The following is a 21250-nucleotide window of genomic DNA, read 5'->3' as shown; positions in this document are numbered from 1 at the left end:
GCAGTCGCCTCAGTGGTTCTTTGCCTTAAAAACACCGTTTCAGCACAACCGTGTGCTAAAGATGGGGGTGGGAATTGCCGCTGGTATTCATGAGCCGCTTCTCCTTCCTCGGTTTTCACCGCTCCAAACGCCAATTGCCCCCGGCTCGGTCGGGCGTGGCGGAGTTTTTGTTGCAACCGCCGCAGTGGTTACATCTGGCTCTGCGCCTGCGGGGCTCCGTCATTCCTGCCATTCTTTCGCAAGTGCTCGTTTGCAGTGTCTTTGGCCTCTTGGTGACGGCGATCGATCGCTACGTGCTCAATGTCCACTGGCCAGTTCTGGGCAGTCTTATTCCGTCGATTGTGCTGGGGTTGCTCCTTGTCTTTCGCACCAACACTGCCTATGAGCGCTTCTGGGAAGGCCGCCGCCAGTGGGGCAATATTGTTAATAGTTCCCGCAGCCTAACCCGCTTGATGTGGACCGCCATTGACGAAAATGGTCCCGAGGATCGCCAAGCTAAAATTGATGCTGTTCATTTAGTGGGGGTGTTTGCGATCGCCACCAAGCAACACCTGCGGGGGGAGTCCTTTGCCGAACTGGAACCCCTGCTCAAGCCCCACCAATACAAAGAACTGCAAACCGTACAAAATGTCCCCCTGCGCATTGCCCTTTGGCTCGAGGACTATCTGCACCACCAACACCGCCGCGGGCACCTGTCCTTATATCAACTCACCTACATGGATGAACTGCTCGTGCAACTGGTGGATGCGATGGGGGCCTGTGAGCGCATTCTAAAAACACCGATGCCCCTTGCCTACGCCATTCACCTCAAGCAGTTACTATTTCTCTATTGCCTACTGCTGCCCTTTCAACTGGTGGATAACCTGGTGTGGTGGACGGGTCCAATGGTGGGACTCATTGCGTTTACCCTCTTTGGCGTCGAAGAAATTGGCATTGAAATTGAAAATCCCTTTGGCCGTGACCTCAATGATTTGCCCTTGGATGCCATTTGCCTAACAATGCAGCAAAATATCAATGACCTGATTAGGGCGCCGACCCATCGCCATCCCTCGGCCCAGCCCTTTTCCTAATGAGTTTCTAGGGGTCATTGACCATGAGTGCAACTGTGCTTTCCCCTCCGCCAGCAAAGGTGTATTACGAAGTGGTGCACCACTTACCGGGGCGAGTGCGGTTACGGATTCCCCGGCTGCAATATGACGATCGCTATGGGCGGCAACTGCAAGCTCTGTTTGTGCAAGAAGGGAGTGTGCAACGGATTCGCCTCAACTTGCCCGCCGCTAGCCTGATTATCCAGTACAACCCTGAAGCGAATAATCCCCTTCACCGCTTTGGCCAATTGATTCAAGCGGCAGCAGATGAGTCTCTACCGCCCCTGGCGGGGCTGCTGCCCATGGATAAGTTGGTGTACTCCCCCTGGAACACCAACTACTTTATCGAGAAAATGGCGCTACCCACCTTGGCGCTGGCGATCGTGGCGCTGCTGCCGGTACAAACGCCCTTTTACCCTGCCATTGTCGCCACTGTCATTGTGGTTGTGGCACTACCCACCTTCCAGGAAGCCCTAGAGAGCCTCAAACACCGCCATCTCAATGTCACCCAACTGGAATCCCTGTGGACGATTTTGCATACGCTGCAAGGGGAATACATGGCACCGGTGTTAGCCACTTTTATGAATCAGCTGGGCGGGGCCCTGCGGGATATGACCGCTCAAGTGGGGGAAAAGCAAGTTTTTGACCCCTTCGATCAACAGCGCACCTATTGGGTAGAGCGGGGCGGCGCTCGCCAAAATGTCTCTGTGCGTGAGCTACAGGTGGGCGATCGCGTGATTGTAGCCGCCGGCTCTGCTGTGCCTGTGGATGGTACCGTGCTCTGGGGGTCGGCTGTGATTCAGCGGCAGTTTCTCACAGGAGAGTCGGATCTACTGCCCTGTGAAGCTGAGCAAACGGTGCTTGCTTCTTCCCTGGTGGTGCGCGGACAAATTTGCGTGGTCGCCCAAGCCGTCGGTGAGGAGACTCAGGTGGGCAAAACACTGCAATTGGCTCGCCAAGCGCCCCAGCTGGATACCCGCATTGAAAACTACGCTGAGGAAATCTCCAACCAGGCAATCTTACCTGCCATGGGCATTGCTGCCATTGTTTATGGTGCTACCCTAGATGCCCATCGGGCGATCGCCCCCCTACAATTGGACTTTGGCTCAGGTATTGGCATTACGATTCCCACTGCCATTTTGGCTGCCCTCACCCATGCTCCCCAGGTCGGGGTTTATTTTCGCAATGGCCGCGCCCTTGAACTCCTCGCGCGGGTCAATGTCATTGTTTTTGATAAAACTGGCACGTTGACAGAGGTGAAGGGAACCATTGTCGGGGTCAATCTCCTCAAGCCCGGCCTGAGTGAGCAAACGCTGCTCTATTGGCTTGCCACCGTGGAACAGTCAATCAATCACCCCTTTGCCCTTGCCATCCTTGAGTATGCGGCTGAACGCGGCATTGAGGGAGGCACCTATAGTGACTGGGTCTATGAGCCAGGCAAAGGCGTTGCAGCCACCGTAGAGGGACAGGAAATTTTGGTGGGCACACCCCAACTGATGCGCGATCGCCAAGTGCCCATTGATCTCGATGAACTACGCACCCATGAAGGTGTCCTCTGGAATCGTTCCCTTGTGTGTGTTGCCTGTAACAGTGAACTGGTGGCACTGGTGTTCTACAGCAACCCCGTACGCTCTGAAGCCGCCGGGGTGATTGCCGCTCTACAACAGCGGGACATTGAGTGCTATATGGTAACGGGAGATCACCACGAAGTCGCCAATGCGGTGGGCTATGCCACTGGCTTTCGCCCCGGTCAAATCTATACGAATAGGCTGCCAGAGGACAAAGTCGCACTCCTAGAGAAGTTCAAAAATGGCGGCGAAAAAGTAGTGGCCTACGTGGGGGAAGGCTTCAACGATACGGCAGCAATGGCCTATGCTGATATTTCCATCACCCTTGCTGACGGCAGTGATGCGGCGCGGCAAACCGCAGATCTGGTTTTGATGAATAGCCTTGAAGGACTGGTGCAGGCGATCGCCCTCAGTCAAGAGGTGATGAACATTATCAATCAAAATATTGCCCTTGTAGTCATTCCCAATGTCAGTGTCGTTTTAGCGGGGGTCTTTTTGAGCCTGCACCCCGTAATTGCGGTTTTGATTAGCAATGGGGCAACCCTCTTGGCCGAACTGAATAGCCTGCGCATCCTCATGGACTATCGTCCCGTCAAAATTGAGGGCAAGCCCAGTCGGAGCCGCTCCCAAGCGGGGGTTCTGGATATTCCTTGGAAAAAACGCCCTCGCCGCAGTTTTGATCATTTCGGCAGCAAGTTGAGTTCACCGTCCTTGAGCAATGGCCACCTCCCCTCAGACATTTGACCAACAACTTCAGCAGGTCAATCAACGCCTCAAACTGGCGCAGTTGCGTTTGCAAATTGAACGACGCGGCCAACGTCTCAGCCTACGGGGTACCCTGCCGCCACGACCGGGCAGCCATCGGCTCCGCCCCCACCAACAGCGTTTAAGTCTAGGGTTACCCGCCACCCCCAGCGGTCTTAAAGCAGCAGAGAAGGAAGCCAAAATTATTGCCGCCAAGTTACTCGAAAACACCTTTCGCTGGCAGGACTATGAACGGGTCAAGGGGCTAGGGCGTCTTGGGGAGTTATCCTTGGGCAAGCAAATTGCCGCCTTTGAAACTGCATGGCTAGCTCAGGGGAATCTCAGTCGTACGACATGGGAAACCGCCTATGTCCCCTATCTGCGACAGTTGCTCAAAGCCGCGGCTGCCCATCCCGACTATTCGTTAGCAGAATTGATCTATGGCCTGTTGCAACAAATCCCTGCTGATCAGCGACAACGACAGGTGGCCTGTAGCGCCTTTCAAGGGTTTTGTCGGTTCCTAGGGGTGGCGTTACCGATTCCCTTTGCTCAGTTTTGGGGCACCTATTCACGGCGATCGCTCCAACCACGGCAGTTACCCAGTGATGAGGAGATTCTAGCCGCCTATCAACAGATTCCCAATCCCCAGTGGCGGTATGTCTATGGCTTGATGGCCACCTATGGCCTGCGCAATCATGAAGTGTTTTTCTGCGATTTGAGTGGTCTCGTCATGGGAGACTCGGAAGGAATGATCGAGGTGCAGGAAACCACAAAAACTGGCTGCCGTCCAGTGTGGCCCTTTCCTCCCCAGTGGGTTGAGGCCTTTGGATTGCGATCGCCCCAGTTGCCAAGGATCAATACCGATTTAACCAAAACCACCCTGCAACGCATTGGCCAACGGGTAAATCAACAGTTCCGCCGCTACGGCCTGCCCTTTCGTCCCTATGACTTGCGCCATGCTTGGGCGGTGCGCACAATTCACTATGGCTTACCCGATACCGTTGCCGCACGGATGATGGGACACAGTGTGACGATTCATACCCAAACCTATCACCGCTGGCTGACCTTACGGGATCAACGGCAGGTAGTGACTCGTGTCCTTACTCAATGCGGATACTCTTGAAGTCACTGGGGGGTGGCGGGGGTGCACTGGGGGGCTGATAGTCGCCGTACTGCTTGAGCCAGTCACTCACCGGCTTTTGATCGAGGCTCAACCCCAACAATCCAGAGACAAAGCCCCCCATAAAGGCAACGGGTTTTTGGCTCAACTCTTGAACAAGGGGCGCTAATTCGCTCAAGAACATAGGCTATCTGGCAATATCAGCACAGGTCTTCTCATTGATTGTAGCTTAGGCACAGAGGAGCGCACCTAAAATTTGGCACGGACAACAAATTCATAATCGCCCCCCGGCTCCAATTGGTAATCTTGGGCTTCCAGAAAGCGCCCCAAGGGTTCTTTGATCAGGGCACGTCCAAGGACTGGGGAGATTTGCAGTTTTTTCGCCTTAAATTGCCAACAAAATTCCCACTGGTACTCGCTAGCGCAGACGTGGCCACGAATGTGACCCTCTTGCCAACTTTGGGCAATGATGCGGACATAGGCAGTGGTTTGGGGTAGGGGAGAGCTAGGCACAATATCAATTTGTAATCAATTCGGTTAACGCAATTGGGTGACGATTTGATTATTGATGAGACGCTCTTGGGTGAGCAAGTCATCAACGGTGACCCGCAGCTGGCGATCGCCATCCACTTGAAAGAGGACACGAATGCGATCGCTCCCCGGATACCCAGGGGGATCCAGTTTTGCGAGGGTTTTGCCCTGGGGGCTGTCGTTGAGGGGCTGCACTGTCCGCTCACCCACACTACGGGTAATCAGGCGATCGCCATCAAAAAAGATCTCCACGCCCCCTTGTTCATCCCCCAGTTCACCAATCACCAGTTCAATACTGGGCTGGCCCTCGGTCGAGGCACCTAAAATCACTTCCACGGGTTCAGCCATGGGATAGGGTTGTCCCCGCTGAATAATTGGGTGCCAGCCATGGCGGTTGAGCTTGGCATCCCAGAAGCGAATACCGTAGCTGTGGTAGAGGAAATCCTTGAGCTCTAGCCCTTGGGTCAGCGCCAAAGCACCCATGGCCACGGCTGTAAAGGGATGCTGGGAATTGATCTTTGCAGCCTCAAAATATTCGGCAACCCATTTTTGCACCGCTGGCATTTGGGTGGTTCCCCCCACTAGGAGAACTGCATCGATTATGTCGGGAGTAATGCCTTGGCGGCGGGCCTGTTGTAGCACTTGAGTGAGGGCATGATCGAGGCGTTGGAAAAACTGCTGTTGGCGGAGAATCTCCTCCAATTCAGGCCGTTCAAGGCGCAGTTCAACGGTGGTGAATGTTTCGCTGTCAAAGTACACCTCTTGGGCATAGGGCTGCTGCGAGAGTTGAATTTTTATGCGTTCAGCAAGGCGCAGCAGCAGACTATTGGCGGGCAAGCCGCGCTTCACCCACTCATCCAGAATCCAGTGGTCAATATCCGTGCCCCCCAAATTCAATCCTGCCTTAGCAATCACCCGTGCGGTGTGGGGACGTTGGTTGTCGCTAGCGGCCCACTGGCGATCGCCCCACTTGAGAATAAATCCCAAGGGATGGCTTTGACGTTGATTGGTCTTGAGTTCCACAAGGGAGAGATCGAGGGTACCCCCGCCAAAATCAATCACCAAAATCAGCGGGCGATCGGCCACCCCATAGCCCAAAGCCGCCGCCGTGGGTTCATCCAAGAGGCGAATTTGGGCAATCTCAAATCCTGCGCAGGCCTGCAGTAGCCAACTGCGATAGGTCTCAAAACTATCTACGGGCACCGTGAAAATCAGCCCCTGCTCGAGATCGCCGCCGCTAGTGTGTTTTAGTTCTTGCAACAGGGCTTGCAAAAACCACGTGCCAATGGTTTCAAAGCTCAAAGAACAGCCCTCTAACTCTGGTAAATAGCCCTGTACCGCGGTGCCAATACCGCGCTTAAATCGCGAGAAAAATCGGCGATCGCCCACCACATCAAGCCCGCGATCGCGCACCTGCTGCCCCACCACCACCAGAGGCACACTGGCATCCTCCACATAGACCAAGCTGGGAATCAGGGCAGGCACCTCACCAAAGCCCACCGAGCGTCCGGGGAGCGTTACCGCTTCGGCAGCTTGAGCGGCATTATTCCACCGCGCCACCAACGTATTACTGGTTCCAAAATCAATTGCGTAGGTCACCGTTTGAACACATCAACAGCCTTCTTTAATCCTTACCTTAGCGAGATTTTTTCCCCCTCAGATCCTGAGAGTATGTCACAATAAGAAAGCGATCGCGAAAAGATTTAGGTGATTTTGGGAATGGCGAGCCAAACAGGTGTACTACTTCTCAATTTAGGGGGGCCCGATCGCCCCGAGGATGTGCGCCCCTTTTTGTACAACCTGTTCTCCGATCCCGAAATCATTCGCCTCCCCTTTCGTTGGCTCCAAAAGCCCCTTGCTTGGTTTATTTCCACCAGTCGCGCCCGCCGCTCTCAGGCAAACTATGCCCAAATTGGTGGCGGCTCCCCCCTGCGGCGCATTACCGAACAGCAGGCCCGTGCCCTGAAAGAGGCCCTAGGACGTCTTGGCATTGAGGCGAACTTGTACATTGGGATGCGCTACTGGCACCCCTTTACGGAGGAGGCGATCGCCCAAATCAAAGCGGATCAAATTCGCGATCTGGTGATTTTGCCCCTTTATCCTCAGTTTTCCATTAGCACAAGTGGTTCCAGTTTTCGCCTTCTAGAGAGCCTATGGAATCAAGACCCTGAATTGCAAAAAATTCGCTATACCCTGATCCCCTCCTGGTACAACCACCCCGGTTATGTGGTCGCCATGGCGGACTTGATTCGCCAAGAACTGGATCGGTGTCCCAACCCCGAGGAGGCGGTAATTTTCTTTAGTGCCCACGGCGTTCCCAAAAGCTATGTCACCGAAGCCGGTGATCCCTACCAAGAGGAAATCGAAGCCTGCGTCAGGCTGATCATGGCTGCCCTCAATCGCCCCAATGCCCATGTGCTGGCCTACCAAAGTCGGGTGGGGCCGGTCGAGTGGCTGCAACCCTACACCGAAGATGTCATTCTTGAATTGGCAGCCCAAGGGGTGAAAACCCTGGTGGTGGTGCCCATTAGTTTCGTTTCGGAGCACATTGAAACTCTCCAAGAAATTGACATCGAGTACCGCGAGATTGCTGAAGAAGCCGGCATTGAAGTGTTTCGGCGAGTGCCTGCCCTCAACGATCACAATGGTTTTATTAGCGCCCTTGCCCAACTGGTTAAGGATGCCCTAGCAGCACCACCGCGTACCTTTGCTGAGGTGAATAAGTCCCGCAAGCGGGTGAAGCTTTATCCCCAGGAGCGCTGGGAATGGGGCATGACCTCCGCCGCCGAACGCTGGAATGGTCGCTTGGCCATGTTGGGTTTTCTGGCCTTGATGATTGAACTCATCAGTGGTCAAGGCCCCTTACATATGCTGGGGCTATTGTGACAACTGTCGCCTGCCTGAGAGGGGGAATCTTAAAATTTTCGATACCCTAGAGCTAGTACCATTGAAAAGGGCTATAGTTGTGTCTGAATCGCCCAAGCCAGAATTTGACAAACAAAAGTTCCTATTCCCCATCAGTTCCTACCGCGGCCCATTTACGCTCCAAAATTTGGCCTTTAATGCCAATTTGCAGGAATTTGCCCAACGGGTAAGCTATATTTGTGCCTTGGAAACGGGGGGCAAAATCACTAGCGATGAGGCCTACAATCAAATCAAGGCACTCTGGAAGCAACTGAAAAAATCGCGAGACTTGCTCCTAAATAGTATGCCTCCTGAGGAGGAGACGCCAGAGAGTGATTAATGACGACGATGTCTAACGTTTCACCAGGCACCCTGTTGTTGAGCTTGAGTACGGCTCCTTTTTTGGCTCTGTTGTGTCTGGGTCGGGGTCTTTGGCGCCTGGGGCTATTCCTAAGTGCAGCTAGCCCAGAGATGCTACGGGGCGATCGCCTGCCCCTGGTGGAGCAAGATGAAACGTGAGTCCTAGGGATAAAAGGCAACCTGCGGTAAGCCCATCGTCTCTGGCCAACCCATCATCAAATTCAAGCACTGCACCGCTTGGGAGGCTTGGCCCTTCATCAGGTTGTCAATAGCAGACATGACAATCACCCGGCCAGTGCGCTCATCCACCTCAATACCAATAAAGCAGGCATTGGTCCCCCAGGCCCATTTGGTTTGGGGATAGAGGCCGGGGGGCAGGATATTCACCCAAGGGGAATGGCGATAAAAGGCTTGGTAGATGGTGATCAAATCTTCACGCACCAGACCCGGATCCCGCAGTGTGGCATAGACAGTGGCCAAAATCCCCCGCGGCATCGGCACGAGGTGGGGTGTAAACTGCACGAGCACACTTTGGCCCGCCAAATCACTACAAATAGCTTCAATTTCTGGGGTGTGGCGGTGACGCGCAACATTGTAAGGGGCAAGGGAGTTGTCAGCTTCTGCAAGGAGGAGATGGATTTTGCCCTGACGCCCGCCGCCAGAGGTACCGGACTTGGCATCAATAATTGCCGTATTGGGTTCAATCAGCCCTTGCTTCATTAAAGGTGCCAGGGCCAGCAAACTAGCGGTGGGGTAACACCCCGGACAACCAATGAGGGCACTTTGGCGAATGCGATCGCGATAGAGTTCTGGTAAGCCATAGACCGCCTTTTGTGCCGTAGCCTGATCTGCCCTGGGTTCACCGTACCACTGGGTATAGGTTTTCAAATCCTGAAAGCGATAGTCTGCCGATAGATCCAGCACTTTACAGCCCTGGTCAAGGAGTTGTGGGACAAGCTGACAGGCGATGCCATTGGGCAGCGAGAGAAACACCACTTGGGCGCGATCGCCAATGACCTCCACGGATACGGGCTCCACTGTCAGATGCACCCGCCCCTGCAAGTGGGGATATAACTCGGTGTAGGGACGACCGGCACTGCCTTCACCACCGAGATAAACAATCTCCACTTGGGGATGCTCCAGGAGTAAGCGCACCAGTTGCACCCCCCCATAGCCTGAGGCCCCCACAATCGCCACTTTCACGCGATCGCCCATAGTTCCTCGCTTTTGCTGCGGTTGTTTGCTGAACCACTGCGATAGTGCCATCGAATCCCTGACTTCGCCAAGGGGGTAAACTGCCCTAAGGAAGTTAAGAATTATTACAAAGCTACCCCTATGCTTCTTTCCTCAACCCTTGAATTGCCTTGGCTAGGACAGGCTACAATAACGACGAGTCACCTGTGGGGAATTGGGAACCGATGACATCGCCAATTGATTGGGACTATTTGGCTACCCTTTCGGGGGGCGATCGCGAGTTTGAGTTGGAACTGCTACAAGCCTTTGTCGAGGATGCCCAGCAACGCCTAACGGCTTTGGTGGAAGCTGTGAACCAAGGGAACGTGGATCAAATCAAGCGAGATGCCCATCACCTCAAGGGAGCCAGTGGTAATGTCGGCATTAGCGCCATGCAAGCAGTAGCGGCACAATTAGAACAGTCCACTACCACAGAGACCCTAGGGCAGGCCAAAGCGCTCATAGAGGAGCTACAGCACCTCTTTAACACCGTGGTCAATGAAGTTTCTGCCTAGCCCCTATGTCCATTTTCCCCCCCGATAGTCTGGAGAGTGCCCTCAGCCAAGCCCAACAGGCTACCCAAGCGGCGCTCCAAGAGGGTAAAAACCGCCTGCAAATCGAGATTCTGCTCCCTGATCTCAATCCCATGGGCTTAGCGGCTGGCTACCTGCCCCTGTTTGCGGCAATGGGCAGTGATCTCAAGGTCTTTTTTGCCGATGCTGGCGCTGCTGCTCTTGCTCGTCGTGAATGGGGGGAAACCGCCTATAGTGTGCGGGGGGTTAATGAACTTCTGACACCCATTGAAGCGAGCGATCGCGCCATTGTGATTGTTGCCCCTACCCCTGTGGAGGTCACGGCAATTGAGCAGATGTGTCTCACTGCGGGCGATCGCCCCTTTGTCCTTTTGAACCCAAGGCTACAGGATGTGGCCGTAGTTGGCATTGGCTACGCCGGTCGGCGGTTGCGGGAACGATTTTTGAACACCCTCGAACCCTGCTATTACCTGCGTCCCCTCGCAGAAACCATGATTCTCTGGCGCTGTTATCCCCAACCGTGGCAAATTTGGCAATACAGTGAAACAGCCCCCACCTGCTTAGCAGAATTTGCGCAACGCCCCAGTAGCGAAGACATTGAGCGTGCCCTCACCCCCCAAGGTAACCCCCATGGTCAGGGAATCTTTAGTCGCTTGGCTGCCTTTTTACGAGCACTTCAGAACTAGACACTCTCTAAGGGGTAGCCGGTTCAGTGTTACTCGTTGGCGGGGGTGATACCTCGGGCATTGTGTCTGTCGGTGCTGGCGAGGGCGCCGGTGCCGGTGGAGAGGATTCAACGGCGGTGGGGGGGGCGACGGGCGGCTCGGCGCTCTTTGGGGGCTTTGGGGGGGGTGGAGATAGGGATGGCGGAGGAGTTGGCGTTAACTCTGGGGAGGCTTCCTTAGGACTTGGAGTGGGGGTGGGAGTTTCCGTAGGACTCGGACTGGGGGTGGGAGTTTCCGTCTGCTCCGGGGTGGGCGTCGGTTCCGTAGGGGTGGGTTCCGGCTCTGGGGTCGGTGTCGGAGTGGGGCTGGGCGTCACCTCTACGGGCGGTACAACAGTCGGCAGGGTTGGTGGAAATTCCTGTTCCTGAGGATGCGGGGGAGGAGGAGTCACTGTGTCCACGCGTTGATTGCGCAAAAATAGCCCTAGGCCAATGCCCGCTAGGCTGCCAAGGATGGCCATTCCCAACAGCCACAGCCACGGCGAAAAGTGGCGTTGTCTAGGGGAAGCAACGACAGCTGTCCCCTCCGGTGGCGTATTTGCAAAAACCGTGGATCGGTGTTGCGGCATTACCGCCACCGTTGCCGTGGTTTGACGCGCCACAGACTGCCCCATCAGCAGTTGCAACCAGGCCCGCACCGTTTGGGGACGCTCACGGACATCCAAAGCCATTCCCACTTCAATGGCATCAATGGTGCGCTGGCTCAGATTGGGCTGAAACTGGCGTAAATCCTCGAGCGGCACGCGATCGCGCAGGATCGAGGCCACAGGGGGGCGTCCGGCCAAAAGGGCATAGAGCGTTGCCGCAAGAGCATAGACATCAGTGGCGGGCGTCCATTGGTGGCGGGGTAAATACTGCTCCACCGGCGCATAACCTGCTGACACCAGCCCCGTATTTGTTTCCGTCACCCCAGTGGTGTATTCACGGGCAATGCCAAAGTCAATCAGCACCACCTGATCGGTGCCCTCCCGCAGCATAATGTTATCGGGCTTGACATCGCGGTGCAGTAGGCCATGCTCATGTACCAATTCAAGGGCACTGGCCACTTGGCGGATATAGTGGAGCGCCGTTTTTTCCGGCAGCGGCCCTTCCTCCTGAATCACCTGCGCCAATGTTCGGCCGGGGATATAGTCCATGACAATGAAGGGACGTCCCCCTTCAATAAAGCAATCACTGACACGCACAATGTGGGGATGATGAAACTGGGCAAGACGCTGGGCTTCCTGAATAAACCGCTCCCCCAGATCATGAATTCGCTTTGGGGGTTCCTGCTGCAAGTTCAATGTTTTGAGTACCACCGTCTGATGGAGCAGGGTGTGGGTGGCGCGATAGGTAACCCCAAAGCCCCCCTGGCTCAAAAGGGCATCGAGGCGATATTTGCCCCCTTGGAGGGTTGTGCCCACACTAAGCAAGCTGAGGGAGGACATAGGTACCTTAGGGATGCAATGGAGCAGAGGGAGCAGTGGTTGACAGCGGGGCTGACCGTTGACTGAGAATCACCAAGCGATAGCCCAAATATGCAGGTAAGGTTGCCATCATCATCAAGAGTATCACGGACAACAAAGATTCCCATTCAAACCGCGGCCCGTAGTAACTACGGTAAGGGTCATATTTAGCAGTCGGCTGAATTTTTTCCCTGAGTGCCATGGGTCGCCTAAAGCGCAGGCGGCGATCGTCCAGCTTTTCAAATAAAATCCAGCCCCCCTGGGCTTCCTCTTGGCAGACTTTGCGCAGGACATCGGGATTATGAAATTGGTTGCGGCGCGATCGCAGGATTTTGAATTCCCAACCCGCCAACTTGGGAGATGCTTGATGGTGTTCTTCTTTAGAGGGGTAGGTGGTCAACTGTTCCTCTTCTTTATCGCCTTGTTGACTGAGTTCCTTCTGCCAGCTCCACCACTGATAGTACAGCAGTGCTGACACACCAAGGCTACCACTCATCAGGGATAATAGCAGCACTTCAGCCATGGGGCACAGGGGCAAGAGTCTGTTAGGGGATCATACTCATACTTAGAGGGTAAAAGGTTGTCTTCCCCTCAGGCGCGATCGTCTCCCTCGCCGCGGCGGACAAAGTGGCAAATGCCCCGTTCTGAGGCACTGATAAAATCGCAAAACTCTTGAATCAGAGGGTGCACAAACTGTTCCCGCAGGTGCTGAATGGCTTGGGAGGTGGTCAATTGTGAGCGGTAGAGAATATCTAGGGCCTTTTTGAGGAGCTGTCGGTCTTGGGCAGAAAAGCCGGCGCGCCGTAAGCCCACCACATTTAAGCCCATGATCGTGTTGGTGCTGAGGCTACGAGTCATACAAAAGGGGGGCACATCTTTTTGAATGGCAGTACCGCCAGAAAGCATGGCCAAGCGACCAATGCGGGTAAATTGATGCACAAGGCAGTTGCCGCTGATAAAAGCGCGATCGCCCACATGGGCATAGCCAGCAATTAACGTATTGTTGGCGATCGTCACATGATTCCCCACATAGACATTGTGACCCAAGTGGCTATGGGCCATCAGCAAACAATCATGCCCTACATGGGTGACTGTTTCTGGCTGGGTTCCCCGATGAATCGTCACTCCCTCCCGCAACGTACAGCGATCGCCAATGTGGACATAGCTAATTCCTCCTTGATAAGCCAGATCTTGAGGCAGATCGCCAATCACCGCCCCACTATGCACTTTGCAGTTCTCGCCAAGGCGGGTATATCCCAATAGGGTCACATGGGGAGCCAACTGCGTACCGCGTCCAATCTCCACCGTGGCCGCCACATAGCAAAAAGGACCAATTTCCACCTCCTCTCCAATGCGGGCACCCGCCTCAATCACTGCCGTGGGATGAACCGCCATGACATTCCTGCACGATTGGCTAAAGATTCTTAACATAAAAGAGATTAAGCGATTTTGATCCCCAATGACGAACGACCTGCGGCACTATCTCCAGCTTTTAGAACAGCGGCAACAACTGCGACGCATCACCGTACCCGTTGATCCTGATCTGGAAATGGCCGAGATTTGCAATCGGCTATTGGCCGCAGGTGGGCCGGCCTTGCTCTTTGAGAACGTCATTGGTTCTCCCTATCCCGTGGCGATTAATCTCTTGGGAACCCTAGAGCGGGTCTGCTGGGCAATGAACATGGACCACCCCTTAGAGCTAGAAACCCTCGGTGAAAAGCTAGCGAAGCTGCAGCAGCCTAAGCCGCCGAAAACCCTGAGTCAAGCCCTTGATTTTGGCAAAATTCTCTTTGATGTTGTCCGTGCCAAGCCGAGCCGTGATTTGCTGCCCCCCTGTCAGCAGGTGGTGATCAAGGCTCCCGATTTGGATTTACGGCAACTACCGCTGATTCGCCCCTACCCCAAGGATGCCGGCAAAATTATTACCCTTGGTCTGGTGATTACCAAAGATTGTGAGACCGGCATTCCCAATGTGGGCATTTACCGCTTGCAACTGCAATCCCCAACCACCATGACCGTCCATTGGCTCTCAGTGCGAGGAGGGGCACGCCATCTTCGTAAAGCTGCCGCCCGAGGCAAAAAATTAGAAGTGGCTGTGGCCTTGGGGGTACATCCTTTGATTATCATGGCCGCGGCAACGCCAATTCCCGTGGATTTATCTGAATGGCTCTTTGCGGGTCTCTATGGTGGGGGTGGCATTCATTTGGCCAAGTGCAAAACCCTTGATCTAGAGGTACCTGCCCAGTCGGAATTTATCCTTGAGGGCACAATTACCCCTGGTGAAGTCTTGCCCGATGGCCCCTGTGGCGATCACATGGGGTACTACGGGGGTGTGGAAGCTTCGCCAGTCATTCATTTCCACTGCCTCACCCATCGCCGCAATCCCATTTACTTAACTACATTTAGTGGTCGCCCCCCCAAGGAGGAGGCAATGATTGCCTTAGCCCTCAACCGCATTTACACACCAATTTTGCGGCAGCAGGTACCGGAAATTGTGGACTTCTTTTTGCCCATGGAAGCCCTCAGTTATAAAGCGGCGATTATTTCCATTGACAAAGCCTATCCCGGTCAAGCCCGCCGCGCCGCCCTTGCCTTTTGGAGTGCCCTACCCCAATTTACCTACACCAAGTTTGTAATTGTCGTGGACAAAGAGATCAATATCCGTGATCCGCGGCAAGTGGTGTGGGCCATTAGCTCCAAGGTGGATCCCAGCCGTGATGTCTTTATTTTGGAAGATACTCCCTTTGATTCCCTTGACTTCGCCAGCGAAAAAATCGGCCTTGGGGGACGCATGGGCATTGATGCCACCACCAAAATTCCCCCCGAAACAGACCATCCTTGGGGCGATCCCCTCACCTCGGATCCGGAGGTGGCACGACGAGTCACAGAACGCTGGCAGGAATATGGTCTTGGGGATATTGACTTAACAGCTGTAGATGCAACACGATTCGGCTATGAGCTAGACCCAGCCTTTCGTTGGCGATAATCGGAGAAATAGCAGTTCATACAACATGAAAAATAGAACATGACAAATAGAAAAAAATAGAGATAGCAGGCCCTGGCAACAGCAGTGGCAGACTTTGGCCGCGCCCTAATTCGCCTAGAAACTGCCTGTACTCAGGAAGAGTATTCGGAATTAGAGCGAGCCGGTCTTGTGCAAATGTCTGAGTTCACCCTTGAACTCCCCTGGCAAACCTTGCAAGACCTTCTTTTTTATGGGGGATTCGATGTGAGAACCCCCAGAGAAGCTACTCGCAAGGCCTCTGAGACGGGGTATTTTACCGAGGAAGATGCCGAGATACTGCTGGATGCTTTGGCAAAGCAAAATCGCTTGAGCCACACCTACGCAGAGAAGGGCAAAAGCGGCAGAAGAACTAATCAAACACAGGTTGACTTCTGTCAGGCCCCCACCGAGGACTAAGCAGCATAACGGCCTGGGTTTCAGCGGACAGCGGTACACTTTGAAACACATCCATAGCCAACAGTGTTGAAAGATAGATTAAGAGGCTAGAAAAAAGGAAAGAGACATCGTATAAATTAAGCAGCATGAGAGATTGATTTTATCGCTTGAATCATTCAGGGATTAGGGTGGACATCTCCACTTTTTCGAAAGCCAAAGAATTCAGGACACCAGCTTATTTCAGGGAATTAACACTCACCTGATATCTCAAGCACAGAAGAGACATTGTTCTTCCAGTCCGATAGTGTTTTCTATAAATTCAACCGTTATTAGCTTGACCAGCAAACTCTTTTGATTCTATCCATATCATCGAGTGAAGTTAATTACAGGATTTGACAGAGACCCTCATGGGTAAAGCGTTAATTTCTTTAGAAGATTCTAGAAATAATTGCTGAGAACGCCGTTGTGGTGATGGATAGAGGGTTTACAAATTGGAAATTTTTAGAGGGACTGAGTGAGGGGAAGTGTTTATTTGTTGTACGTATCAAGAATAACATGAGAATAAACTTAAATCATGACAGATATTGAGTAGTTTAATTTTAATAAGAATCAAACGAAGTTTCGTCTTGTGACTAATCTAAATTATCTGAGTGATGCGGAAGTGAGTCAACTATATCGGCAGGGGTGGGCAATTGAGGACCTACGGCAATTTCTGAGGATGCATTTATCCTTATTTTTTTCTGTCAAGTTTTTAGACTTCCTAGGGGCTCAATCCCTCCCTAAAACTGGGTTTCAGGGAAATTCAAGCACCTCCAAATCTGCTAGTCCTAGGGCTGATGGTGTCTGGATTAGGCAAAATTCCGGAGCTAGGAGAACATTTGAATCCAGAGGTGCTTGATCCACCCCCTACAGATCAGGAAAGACAACCCGCACATCGGGATGGACTAAATGGTGCTGCTTGACCACTAAACCCTTGGCAAGAGCAGGGGAGAGCTCGAGGGCGCGATCGCCATGATCGGCGAGGCAGAGGATATAGGGCAAGGTGCTATTCGTCAGGGCTTGGGTCGCTGTCCAAGGCACCGCTCCCGGCATATTGGGCACGCCATAGTGAACCACACCAAAGGCGGTATAGGTGGGGTTGGAATGGGTGGTGGGTCGCAGGGTTTCCACACAGCCCCCCTGATCCACCGCCACATCAATAATGACTGCTCCGGGCTGCATCCTTTGCACCAGGGACTTGGGCACCAAACAGGGAGGACGCTGACCCGGCACCAGAACGGCACCAATCACCAAGTCCGCTTGGGGCAATTGCTCAGCAATCACATGGGAACTGCTGTAGAGGTACTCTACCCGTGCGCCAAAGAGGGTTTCTAGGTACTTTAGACGCTCGACATTGATATCGAGAATGCTCACCTGTGCCCCCAACCCCACGGCTATCCGTGCAGCTTCTGTGCCGACGACACCGCCCCCCAGAATGACCACCCGCCCCGGCCGCACCCCCGGAATGCCGCTGAGGAGTACTCCCCGTCCCCCTTGGGTACGCTCTAGGAATCGGGCACCAAACTGCACCGCCAAGCGACCGGCAATCATGCTCATGGGGGTTAGCAGCGGGAAGCTGCGTTGGTGATAGTGTGTTTCTTCAACACTTTCGTAGGCGATCGCTGTTATCCCCGATTGCAGAAGCGCCACCGTTAGTTCGCGACTGGCGGCAAGGTGCAAGTAGGTAAAGAGCAGTTGGCCAGAACGCAAATAGCGATACTCCGAGGGCAAGGGTTCCTTGACTTTGACCACCAGTTGGGCATCCCAAGCTGCTTGAGCCGTAGCGACAATTTCGGCACCTGCGGCAACATAGGCCTCATCGCGAAAGCCTGAACCCACCCCCGCGCCACTTTCAATAAGAACGTCATGGCCGCGCTCCCGCAGACTTTGCACTCCCGCTGGTGTCAGACCGACGCGGAATTCCTGATCCTTAATTTCTTTGGGGACACCGATACGCATGGCCAATCTATTCTCCGAGGTCGAGAAATTGATAACTACCAAAGACTTTCAGCACATCTGTCGCCTCCCTAAGTGCCAGCAGACAATCAGCCACCACATCGGGACGACCATTCACCTCTAGATCAACAAAGAAGAGATAATCCCCCAGAGCACGTTTGCTGGGGCGCGATTCAATGCGGCTGAGGTTAATCTGGCGATCGCTAAAAAGTTGCAGCACTTTGAGCAGGGCACCGGGGGCATTGGCCTTGAGGCTAAAGGCAATGGAGGTGTGGGTATCCCCCGGCTGTGGCCAGCCTTCCCCCTGTTGGCGACTCACCACCCAAAACCGCGTGCAGTTGTCGGGAATGTCCTGGATTTCGGTGGCGATAATGGGCAATTGATGGAGTTGGGCTGCGCGCACGCTGGCGATCGCCCCCACCCGATCCGACTGTGCCACATATTGCAGCCCTTCGGCAGTGGAGGTCACGGGACACTGGCAAGCCTGGGGCAGATAGGCTTGCAACCAGCCCTGACACTGTCCTAGGGCTTGGGGATGGGAATAGACCGCTTGAATTTGGGCTAAATCTGTGGTTTGGGCAATGAAGGCATGGACAATGGGGCGGATAAAGGCGTGCTGAATGTGGAGCGTATCCAATCGCCACAGCGAATCCAAGGTAATGTTGACACTGCCCTCCACGGAGTTTTCGCTGGGCACTAGGGCTAAATCTAGCGCGCCCGCCGCCAAGGCCTCAAGACAGCCAGCGATCGTCGTCACAGGAACTAACGTTAGGGCTTCTCCCTGATGCCATTGGGCGTAGCTTTGAGCGGCTTCTTCACTATAGGTGCCCACTGGGCCAAGATAACCCAGCCTCACCATAGATGATCCAGACAAGAGGGGTAAAGACTCAAGGGCGCATCCTCACAAGGGAATTTTCAAGATCCTACTTGAAAGGATCCATGAATGAGTTAGACGTAAGCCGGGTTCTGTTCAAAGGGTGGTTATCTATCTGGGACACTTGTTACCAAGTGCCTCTAGCGGCTCTGGCTAGCAAAGAACTGGGGAAAAGACCAACCCTGGTTCCTTAGCGCTAGCACGCCTTGCTTCCAGCCGGGGTTTACCGAGCCAACACCTCACGGTGTTGCTGGTGCGCTCTTACCGCACCGTTGCACCCTTGCCTGTGAGGTTTCCCTCCATCGGCGGTATATTTCTGTGGCACTTTCCTCGCGGTCACCCGCACTGGGCGTTACCCAGCAAGCTTGGTCTTTCGGAAGCCCGGACTTTCCTCAGGAGTGGCAGACTCCCGCAACCACCGCGCTAACTCATTCAGTTTTATTGTACTAGGGGCGCTTGAGCAATACTCCCGAGACCAACGGCAGATAATATGGCGACCCATTGGCTGCGGGCTAGATTCCGCGTGACTGCATTCCCCTGCAGCTCGGCTAAAATCGCCAAGGTTTCGTACCAAAGGCCCGCATCAACTGCTGCCCCAAGGCGATCGCTCCCACTGTTGCCCTGAAGTTTCTTGGCCACATCCGTGGCGGTCTGCACCCGGGAAATTCCCCCACTGACAGAGATAAAGGCGGAGGGATCATCGGCATCAGCACCACACAGCAGGGTAAAGGTCCAGCGGTAGTCTTGGCCAGCTTGGAGTTGCACATTGGGCCTCAGTGCCAGAATCCCCGGTTCAGCGGGCAGATTCACGACCATTGTTGCTAGGGGACGCTGCTCAGCATCCGCAATCGTCACTTCCCCTTGGGTGGCTTTGCTCTTAGGCACAAAAACAAAGAGAGTGGGGGCAGCCACAGCGGTTTGGCCAAAATGAGTATCGGGAAGCAGGGCGGTTAAACGTTCATTACCAGTGACACAGGCACCACGGGTTGCTCCGCCAAAGCGACTGCCAGGAACACCCCGGTTTGGCAAATTCGCCCGCAGCCGCGCCACAAGACTGGCATGTTGGTTAACCACAGGGGGTGTTCCCTGGGCAAGACTGAGAAAACTAAGGGGCAATAAAAACAAGGTCACCGCAGGCACAAGGGCAAGGCAGGAACGCATGGCCAAACTCCTAAGAATGATGGCTCTAGCGTAGCCCTAGGGAGTAGGCCTGGGCAGTGAACTCGGTTACGCTGGGGTGGTGATGGCGATCGCTCCCTTTTTTCACAACTGGCGCAAAATCTTGAGCGCCTCGTCCACGTGGGCTTTGAAGTTGAGCATGGAGTCAAAAACGTAGCGCACCACGCCCGCTTTGTCGATGACATAAGTGACCCGGCCAGGAAAGAGGCCAAACAGAGAAGAGGCACCATACTGCTGACGAACCTTGTTGTCGGGATCACTAAGGACAAGAAAGGGGAGCTGGTGATTTTTCTGGAAGTCCTGCTGTCGGGCCACAGAATCGCCACTAATGCCAATTACTTCGGCCCCCAGTTCTTGAAAGATGCTGTAGGCATCGCGAAAGGCACAGGCTTGAATGGTGCAGCCGGGGGTTTCTGAAGCTGGGTAAAAGTAGAGGACAACGTTCTTTTGGCCACGAAAGTCGGAGAGCTTCAGCCTGCGGCCATCGGCGGCCGTGAGTTCAAAGTCAGGGGCGCGATCGCCCACGCGAACAGCAGTTGCCACCGCCTAATTTCCTCCCAGCCACTTTTGGCCATTCAGGCGCTGCATGACCCCAAAGACCAGGAGATCCAGCGTCACTTTGCGCTCATCCCCCAAAAAGGGTTCAATGGTGCTGGGGGCAATGCCGCCGCTGCTACAGACAAACGCCTTCGGCCCTTGGATATTCCCCTCTAGGAAGTAGAGGCGAAACTGATACATTCCCTTGCTCCACTCACCAATCACGGTGTTGTCCTCTAGACGCAGGGTCACATCCCCCACCTTGGCGCTGAGGGCGTTCTTAAGAGCAGGTAAAAAAGCCTCGTGAATAAACTCAGCAAAGGGTTTATCCTCAATGGCGGGAGGCTTTTCTTTCTTTGGAGCTTGGGTGGGCGTTTCTTCGGCCATAGCGCTACGACACGGTACCATTTCCTCTGCATGATAGCACTCTCCTTTGCAGGCAACGACCATGGGGCAATTAGAATTACGACGCCCAACGATTAAGGATTTAGATAGCATTGTTCAACTGGATCAGGTGTGTCTGGGGGGCTTCTGGTCGCACCAAGGCTATGCCCGTGAATTGGAGAATTCCCACCATACGCTGCTGGTGGTCGCCACCCGTGATCAGGTGTGGGGCTGTGGTGTGAGTTGGGGAATTGCCGATGAATTGCATCTGGTGCTGTTAATGGTGCATCCGCAGTACCGGCGACAGGGTTTGGCGGGCTTACTCCTGTGTCGGCTCTTGCAACTGGGGCACCAGGGGGGCGATCGCCAGTGGGCAACTTTGGAAGTACGGGCTAGCAATGAAGCGGCCCAACGCCTCTATCAGCACTTTGGCTTTGAGCTGGTTGGACGGCGTCCCCACTACTACGACAACCCCTCAGAAGATGCCCTGATTCTTTGGCGCAATCACCTCAATACTCCCGAAACGGGTCAGGCACTTCAGCAGCACTGGCAGCATTGGCGATCGCGGGTGGAGGCACAAGGTTGGTCCCTCAGCGATTGCACCTAGAGCTCCCTAGGGAGCCTAGAGATG

The 21250-nt window shown here is 54.2% G+C and carries 23 protein-coding genes and 1 other RNA gene; 11 read left to right on the top strand and 13 right to left on the bottom strand.

Annotated elements, in window-relative coordinates; genetic code table 11:
- The first annotated feature begins 89 nt into the window (after nucleotides 1-89).
- The 3 genes from Q0W94_RS01840 to Q0W94_RS01830 are packed head-to-tail and all read left to right on the top strand — an operon-like array spanning nucleotide 90 to nucleotide 4523.
- A complete protein-coding gene (locus Q0W94_RS01840; RefSeq protein WP_297760320.1) occupies nucleotides 90-1070 on the top strand; it encodes a bestrophin family protein in 981 nt (326 codons plus the stop codon).
- Between the two features lie 23 nt (nucleotides 1071-1093).
- Entirely contained in the window at nucleotides 1094-3400 is a 2307-nt protein-coding gene (locus Q0W94_RS01835; protein WP_297760317.1) for a heavy metal translocating P-type ATPase, read from the top strand.
- Nucleotides 3375-4523: a tyrosine-type recombinase/integrase gene (locus Q0W94_RS01830; RefSeq protein ID WP_297760314.1), complete on the top strand. Its 1149-nt coding sequence runs from the start codon at nucleotides 3375-3377 to the stop codon at nucleotides 4521-4523. The genes Q0W94_RS01835 and Q0W94_RS01830 overlap by 26 nt, the downstream gene beginning before the upstream one ends.
- Here Q0W94_RS01830 and Q0W94_RS01825 read toward each other — a convergent pair.
- The 3 genes from Q0W94_RS01825 to Q0W94_RS01815 form a co-directional block, all read right to left on the bottom strand.
- Nucleotides 4501-4704 (bottom strand): hypothetical protein, encoded by a 204-nt coding sequence (locus tag Q0W94_RS01825; protein WP_297760311.1) that lies wholly within the window; start codon nucleotides 4702-4704, stop codon nucleotides 4501-4503. The two genes, Q0W94_RS01830 and Q0W94_RS01825, sit on opposite strands and share 23 nt — an antisense overlap.
- Nucleotides 4705-4769: 65 nt before the next feature.
- Nucleotides 4770-5033: a DUF3146 family protein gene (locus tag Q0W94_RS01820; protein ID WP_297760308.1), complete on the bottom strand. Its 264-nt coding sequence runs from the start codon at nucleotides 5031-5033 to the stop codon at nucleotides 4770-4772.
- 24 nt (nucleotides 5034-5057) lie between these two features.
- Complete coding sequence (locus Q0W94_RS01815) at nucleotides 5058-6650, bottom strand: Hsp70 family protein (RefSeq protein ID WP_297760305.1); 1593 nt, start codon at nucleotides 6648-6650, stop codon at nucleotides 5058-5060.
- A 120-nt stretch (nucleotides 6651-6770) separates the two neighbouring features.
- Here Q0W94_RS01815 and hemH point away from each other — a divergent pair, with 120 nt between their 5' ends.
- The 3 genes from hemH to Q0W94_RS01800 all read left to right on the top strand — a co-directional run bounded on the left by hemH (nucleotide 6771) and on the right by Q0W94_RS01800 (nucleotide 8474).
- On the top strand, nucleotides 6771-7937 hold the full coding sequence (gene hemH, locus Q0W94_RS01810; RefSeq protein WP_297760302.1) for a ferrochelatase: 1167 nt from the start codon (nucleotides 6771-6773) through the stop codon (nucleotides 7935-7937).
- Between the two features lie 79 nt (nucleotides 7938-8016).
- A complete protein-coding gene (locus Q0W94_RS01805; protein WP_297760299.1) occupies nucleotides 8017-8295 on the top strand; it encodes a hypothetical protein in 279 nt (92 codons plus the stop codon).
- Complete coding sequence (locus tag Q0W94_RS01800; protein WP_297760296.1) at nucleotides 8295-8474, top strand: hypothetical protein; 180 nt, start codon at nucleotides 8295-8297, stop codon at nucleotides 8472-8474. Before Q0W94_RS01805 ends, Q0W94_RS01800 begins: the two co-directional genes overlap by 1 nt.
- A gap of 3 nt (nucleotides 8475-8477) precedes the next feature.
- Here the strand turns inward: Q0W94_RS01800 and argC are convergent, their stop codons facing one another.
- Nucleotides 8478-9530, bottom strand: a complete 1053-nt coding sequence (argC, locus tag Q0W94_RS01795) for an N-acetyl-gamma-glutamyl-phosphate reductase (RefSeq protein WP_297762328.1) — start codon at nucleotides 9528-9530, stop codon at nucleotides 8478-8480.
- A gap of 203 nt (nucleotides 9531-9733) precedes the next feature.
- On the opposite strand from argC, the gene Q0W94_RS01790 reads away from it, so the two are divergent.
- Nucleotides 9734-10063 (top strand): Hpt domain-containing protein, encoded by a 330-nt coding sequence (locus tag Q0W94_RS01790; protein ID WP_297760293.1) that lies wholly within the window; start codon nucleotides 9734-9736, stop codon nucleotides 10061-10063.
- A gap of 5 nt (nucleotides 10064-10068) precedes the next feature.
- Entirely contained in the window at nucleotides 10069-10767 is a 699-nt protein-coding gene (locus tag Q0W94_RS01785) for a DUF1995 family protein (protein ID WP_297760290.1), read from the top strand.
- Nucleotides 10768-10774: 7 nt separating this feature from the next.
- On the opposite strand, the gene Q0W94_RS01780 is transcribed toward Q0W94_RS01785, so the two are convergent.
- The 3 genes from Q0W94_RS01780 to lpxA form a co-directional block, all read right to left on the bottom strand.
- On the bottom strand, nucleotides 10775-12232 hold the full coding sequence (locus Q0W94_RS01780; protein ID WP_297760287.1) for a serine/threonine-protein kinase: 1458 nt from the start codon (nucleotides 12230-12232) through the stop codon (nucleotides 10775-10777).
- A gap of 7 nt (nucleotides 12233-12239) precedes the next feature.
- Entirely contained in the window at nucleotides 12240-12746 is a 507-nt protein-coding gene (locus Q0W94_RS01775) for a hypothetical protein (RefSeq protein WP_297760284.1), read from the bottom strand.
- A 95-nt stretch (nucleotides 12747-12841) separates the two neighbouring features.
- Nucleotides 12842-13645, bottom strand: coding sequence for an acyl-ACP--UDP-N-acetylglucosamine O-acyltransferase (gene lpxA / locus Q0W94_RS01770; RefSeq protein ID WP_297760281.1), 804 nt, complete (start codon nucleotides 13643-13645; stop codon nucleotides 12842-12844).
- Between the two features lie 64 nt (nucleotides 13646-13709).
- Between lpxA and Q0W94_RS01765 the strand changes: the two genes are divergently transcribed.
- Nucleotides 13710-15236 (top strand): UbiD family decarboxylase, encoded by a 1527-nt coding sequence (locus tag Q0W94_RS01765; protein WP_297760278.1) that lies wholly within the window; start codon nucleotides 13710-13712, stop codon nucleotides 15234-15236.
- A gap of 84 nt (nucleotides 15237-15320) precedes the next feature.
- Entirely contained in the window at nucleotides 15321-15671 is a 351-nt protein-coding gene (locus Q0W94_RS01760; RefSeq protein ID WP_297760275.1) for a nucleotidyltransferase substrate binding protein, read from the top strand.
- A gap of 885 nt (nucleotides 15672-16556) precedes the next feature.
- Here Q0W94_RS01760 and ald read toward each other — a convergent pair.
- The 6 genes from ald to Q0W94_RS01730 form a co-directional block, all read right to left on the bottom strand.
- Nucleotides 16557-17648, bottom strand: a complete 1092-nt coding sequence (gene ald, locus Q0W94_RS01755; RefSeq protein WP_297760272.1) for an alanine dehydrogenase — start codon at nucleotides 17646-17648, stop codon at nucleotides 16557-16559.
- Between the two features lie 7 nt (nucleotides 17649-17655).
- On the bottom strand, nucleotides 17656-18504 hold the full coding sequence (gene pheA, locus Q0W94_RS01750) for a prephenate dehydratase (RefSeq protein WP_297760269.1): 849 nt from the start codon (nucleotides 18502-18504) through the stop codon (nucleotides 17656-17658).
- Nucleotides 18505-18585: 81 nt separating this feature from the next.
- Nucleotides 18586-18950: RNase P RNA component class A (gene rnpB / locus Q0W94_RS01745), an RNA gene on the bottom strand.
- A gap of 7 nt (nucleotides 18951-18957) precedes the next feature.
- Nucleotides 18958-19680 (bottom strand): DUF928 domain-containing protein, encoded by a 723-nt coding sequence (locus Q0W94_RS01740; protein WP_297760266.1) that lies wholly within the window; start codon nucleotides 19678-19680, stop codon nucleotides 18958-18960.
- A gap of 102 nt (nucleotides 19681-19782) precedes the next feature.
- On the bottom strand, nucleotides 19783-20241 hold the full coding sequence (locus Q0W94_RS01735) for a peroxiredoxin (protein WP_297760263.1): 459 nt from the start codon (nucleotides 20239-20241) through the stop codon (nucleotides 19783-19785).
- A 3-nt stretch (nucleotides 20242-20244) separates the two neighbouring features.
- Nucleotides 20245-20643: a DUF2996 domain-containing protein gene (locus Q0W94_RS01730; protein ID WP_051372892.1), complete on the bottom strand. Its 399-nt coding sequence runs from the start codon at nucleotides 20641-20643 to the stop codon at nucleotides 20245-20247.
- Between the two features lie 40 nt (nucleotides 20644-20683).
- Here Q0W94_RS01730 and rimI point away from each other — a divergent pair, with 40 nt between their 5' ends.
- A complete protein-coding gene (gene rimI / locus Q0W94_RS01725; RefSeq protein WP_297760260.1) occupies nucleotides 20684-21226 on the top strand; it encodes a ribosomal protein S18-alanine N-acetyltransferase in 543 nt (180 codons plus the stop codon).
- The last annotated feature ends 24 nt before the right edge of the window (nucleotides 21227-21250 follow it).

The organism is Thermosynechococcus sp. (assembly GCF_025999095.1).
Lineage (GTDB): Bacteria > Cyanobacteriota > Cyanobacteriia > Thermosynechococcales > Thermosynechococcaceae > Thermosynechococcus.
The sequence above is the reverse complement of the archived record's forward strand: the minus strand, read 5'-3'. Positions and strand labels throughout refer to the sequence as shown.

What these genes read in the sequence shown, in the direction of transcription:
- Q0W94_RS01840 (WP_297760320.1), top strand. Translation starts at nt 90, where the DNA reads ATGAGCCGCTTCTCCTTCCTCGGTTTTCACCGCTCCAAACGCCAATTG.
- Q0W94_RS01835 (WP_297760317.1), top strand. Translation starts at nt 1,094, where the DNA reads ATGAGTGCAACTGTGCTTTCCCCTCCGCCAGCAAAGGTGTATTACGAA.
- Q0W94_RS01830 (WP_297760314.1), top strand. Translation starts at nt 3,375, where the DNA reads ATGGCCACCTCCCCTCAGACATTTGACCAACAACTTCAGCAGGTCAAT.
- Q0W94_RS01825 (WP_297760311.1), bottom strand. Translation starts at nt 4,704, where the DNA reads ATGTTCTTGAGCGAATTAGCGCCCCTTGTTCAAGAGTTGAGCCAAAAA.
- hemH (WP_297760302.1), top strand. Translation starts at nt 6,771, where the DNA reads ATGGCGAGCCAAACAGGTGTACTACTTCTCAATTTAGGGGGGCCCGAT.
- Q0W94_RS01800 (WP_297760296.1), top strand. Translation starts at nt 8,295, where the DNA reads ATGACGACGATGTCTAACGTTTCACCAGGCACCCTGTTGTTGAGCTTG.
- argC (WP_297762328.1), bottom strand. Translation starts at nt 9,530, where the DNA reads ATGGGCGATCGCGTGAAAGTGGCGATTGTGGGGGCCTCAGGCTATGGG.
- Q0W94_RS01790 (WP_297760293.1), top strand. Translation starts at nt 9,734, where the DNA reads ATGACATCGCCAATTGATTGGGACTATTTGGCTACCCTTTCGGGGGGC.
- Q0W94_RS01785 (WP_297760290.1), top strand. Translation starts at nt 10,069, where the DNA reads ATGTCCATTTTCCCCCCCGATAGTCTGGAGAGTGCCCTCAGCCAAGCC.
- Q0W94_RS01780 (WP_297760287.1), bottom strand. Translation starts at nt 12,232, where the DNA reads ATGTCCTCCCTCAGCTTGCTTAGTGTGGGCACAACCCTCCAAGGGGGC.
- Q0W94_RS01775 (WP_297760284.1), bottom strand. Translation starts at nt 12,746, where the DNA reads ATGAGTGGTAGCCTTGGTGTGTCAGCACTGCTGTACTATCAGTGGTGG.
- lpxA (WP_297760281.1), bottom strand. Translation starts at nt 13,645, where the DNA reads ATGGCGGTTCATCCCACGGCAGTGATTGAGGCGGGTGCCCGCATTGGA.
- Q0W94_RS01765 (WP_297760278.1), top strand. Translation starts at nt 13,710, where the DNA reads ATGACGAACGACCTGCGGCACTATCTCCAGCTTTTAGAACAGCGGCAA.
- ald (WP_297760272.1), bottom strand. Translation starts at nt 17,648, where the DNA reads ATGCGTATCGGTGTCCCCAAAGAAATTAAGGATCAGGAATTCCGCGTC.
- pheA (WP_297760269.1), bottom strand. Translation starts at nt 18,504, where the DNA reads ATGGTGAGGCTGGGTTATCTTGGCCCAGTGGGCACCTATAGTGAAGAA.
- Q0W94_RS01740 (WP_297760266.1), bottom strand. Translation starts at nt 19,680, where the DNA reads ATGCGTTCCTGCCTTGCCCTTGTGCCTGCGGTGACCTTGTTTTTATTG.
- Q0W94_RS01730 (WP_051372892.1), bottom strand. Translation starts at nt 20,643, where the DNA reads ATGGTACCGTGTCGTAGCGCTATGGCCGAAGAAACGCCCACCCAAGCT.
- rimI (WP_297760260.1), top strand. Translation starts at nt 20,684, where the DNA reads ATGGGGCAATTAGAATTACGACGCCCAACGATTAAGGATTTAGATAGC.